Raw genomic sequence first — 2,537 nt, forward strand, 5'->3', positions numbered from 1 at the left:
GCCGGTACATGTGCGCGGACCTCGCCTGCTCGCTGTACGTGCGCGGCAGGAAGGTGCCCGAGTCCGGCATGCGGATCGAGGAGAGCCTCACGGCCGAGGAGCGGATCGCCCGGACGGCGGGCAATCTGTCCGCGTTCCTCGACAGGCTGTACGACTGACGGACAGGCCGCACGACTGACGATTCCCGGTCGCCGACCCGGCACGTCCTCCGGGTGGAAGTCGCGGGTGTCGACGGCGCTGGGCTCCAGGGCGGGGTCCGCGAGGGCCACCCGCTGACGGCTGGGCGTCTCCCGGCGCGGGGGATCTTCCGCGGCCGGTACGTTCGACGCCCGCACCGAGCGGGAACAGGCCAAGGGATGCAAGACGTACGGAAGTGGGCAGCGGGGCCGGCGCGGCTCCTGAGGCGCCACCGCGACCCCGTGGTCGTACAGACGCTGCGCTCGGCCGCCGCGGCGACGATCGCCTACGTGATCGCGCTGCGGCTGAGCCCGGAGCCCGCGCCGCTCACCGCACCCCTGACCGCCCTGCTGGTCGTCCAGGTCACCCTCTTCGCCACGCTCAAGAACGGCATCCGCCGGGTGAACTCCGTGGTCGCCGGCGTGCTCGTGGCCATCGCGTTCAGCCTGCTCGTGGGGCTGACCTGGTGGAGTCTCGCGCTGCTGATCGTGGCTTCCCTGGCCGTGGGGCACCTGGTGCGCGTCGACGAGTACGTGCCCGAGGTGGCCATCAGCGCCATGCTGGTGCTCGGCGTCACGACCGTCGGCAACACGGCGTGGGCACGGGTGGTCGAGACGCTGATCGGAGCGGCCGTCGGCATGGGCTGCAACCTGCTGCTCCCGCCACCGGTATGGGTGGACGAGGCCGGGGAGTCGATCGAGGGCCTGGCCCGGCGGGTGCGGCAGCTGATGCTGCGCATGGGCGAGGAGGCGGCCGGCCTCACCCCGGTGGAGCGGGCGGCGGCCCGGCTGCACGAGGCGCGCCGGCTCGACCACGCCATCGTCGAGGTGGACGCGGCCCTGCGGCAGGCCGAGGACAGTCTGCGGCTCAATCCGCGGGTCAGGGAGGGCCTGCTGCACCGGGTGGTGCTGCGGACGGGTCTGGACACGCTGGAGATCTGCACGGTCGTGATGCGGGTGCTGGCCCGCACCTTCACCGACCTCGCCAAGGCCCGCGACCCCGAGCCGCTGTTCCCGCCGGAGGCGGGCGCGACCGTCGAGGAGCTGCTGTCGCAGATCGGCGACGCCGTCGTCAGCTTCGCTGTGCTGGTGACCACCGACCTCAGCGACAGCGCCGACGCGGCGGAGGCGCGGCTGAGCGCGGAGCTGCACGCGGCGGCGGTCACCCGCGACAGGCTGGCCCTGCTGCTGCGCGACGAGCTCGCGCGGGACAGCAGGCACTGGCAGCTGCACGGCGCCGTCCTGACCGAGGTGAACCGGATCATCGACGAGCTGGACACCGAGCACCGCTCGCGCCGGCTGCTGGAGGAGCTGGACCGCATCCCCGGTGAACAGCGCGCGAAGCTGCCGCGCCTGAGCCGGCTGCGGGAGCGCGTGGGCGTACCGGAGCGGCTGCGCCGGAACCGCCCGGGTGCCGACGGGCGTTCTTCCTGAGGGGAGACCCGGGCGAGCGAAGGGGAGCAGGGGGATGACGGACACGGCCGTGCGGATCGACGGGAACACACTGCGGCTGCCGGGCGGTGTGGCGGTGCGGTTCGTGCGCACGCTGCGCCTGCCCGAGTCTGGGACGCACGCGCTGCCGCCGGGGCTGGGCGAGTTCCCGGTCCGCAGGGTGGCGGACTTCCCGGACACGGTGCCGCCCGAGTGGCGGGCACGCGGTGGCGTGATGCTGCCGGTGTATCTGCGCGAGGCGATGTGGCTGAGTTTCGCGGGCACGACGGAACCGGCGGCGCTGCAGGTCGGCGTGGGCAAGGTGTGCGCCGTGTCCGGCAAGCGGTGGAGCGACCGGCTGTCCCGGAGACCGCAGAACTACGTCGTACTGCCCCGGCAGCCCTGGCTGGACGGCATCAACTCCGGGAAGGGGACGGTCCGCCAGTTCGTGGCCGTGCCGCTCGGGCTGGGGGCGACGGTGGAAGGGCAGGTCACGGGCGAGGAGGTCTGGGGCGGCGTCCAGCTCCAGACCTTCCCGCTGCGGGACGGGCCGCTCGCCGAGTGGCGCGAACAGGAGCGGATCCGCCGGGAACGGACCCGCCCGGCCACGGCGTTCGGCGGGTATGCCACCCTGCCCATGGCCGCGCCGCCCGCCCCCGGTGGGCCGCCGCCCGCTCCCGGTGCGGTGCCGGCGCCCGCCGCCGCGCCGCGTGCTCCGATGGCGGCCGCGATGGGACTGGGCGTCGGGGGTTCGATGCACCAGGAGGTCTACCGGGACGACCGCAAGCCGAAGGAGTGGTCCGAGAAGCCGGCCGGGCGGGTGTTCGTGCACCTGGTGACGCCGCCGGAGTGGCGGCGCATCACGGGCGAGGCGCCTCCGCCGTCGCCGGTGGACCGGGCGGCGTACACGCGGGCGGGTCTGCCCTGGTA

3 protein-coding genes are annotated in these 2,537 nt (G+C 74.1%); all 3 read left to right on the forward strand.

Annotation, left to right across the window (positions count from 1 at the left end; translation table 11 throughout):
- The coding region (locus tag ACFW2E_RS45105; protein ID WP_384477499.1) for an FBP domain-containing protein at positions 1-158 on the forward strand (158 nt) is incomplete at its 5' end.
- A 198-nt stretch (positions 159-356) separates the two neighbouring features.
- On the forward strand, positions 357-1,610 hold the full coding sequence (locus tag ACFW2E_RS45110) for an FUSC family protein (RefSeq protein ID WP_384477493.1): 1,254 nt from the start codon (positions 357-359) through the stop codon (positions 1,608-1,610).
- A 34-nt stretch (positions 1,611-1,644) separates the two neighbouring features.
- A partial coding sequence (locus ACFW2E_RS45115; RefSeq protein WP_384477496.1) for a hypothetical protein occupies positions 1,645-2,537 on the forward strand: 893 nt, incomplete at its 3' end.

The sequence above is a fragment of the Streptomyces sp. NPDC058964 genome, from assembly GCF_042741275.1.
In the GTDB taxonomy this organism is placed as follows: domain Bacteria; phylum Actinomycetota; class Actinomycetes; order Streptomycetales; family Streptomycetaceae; genus Streptomyces.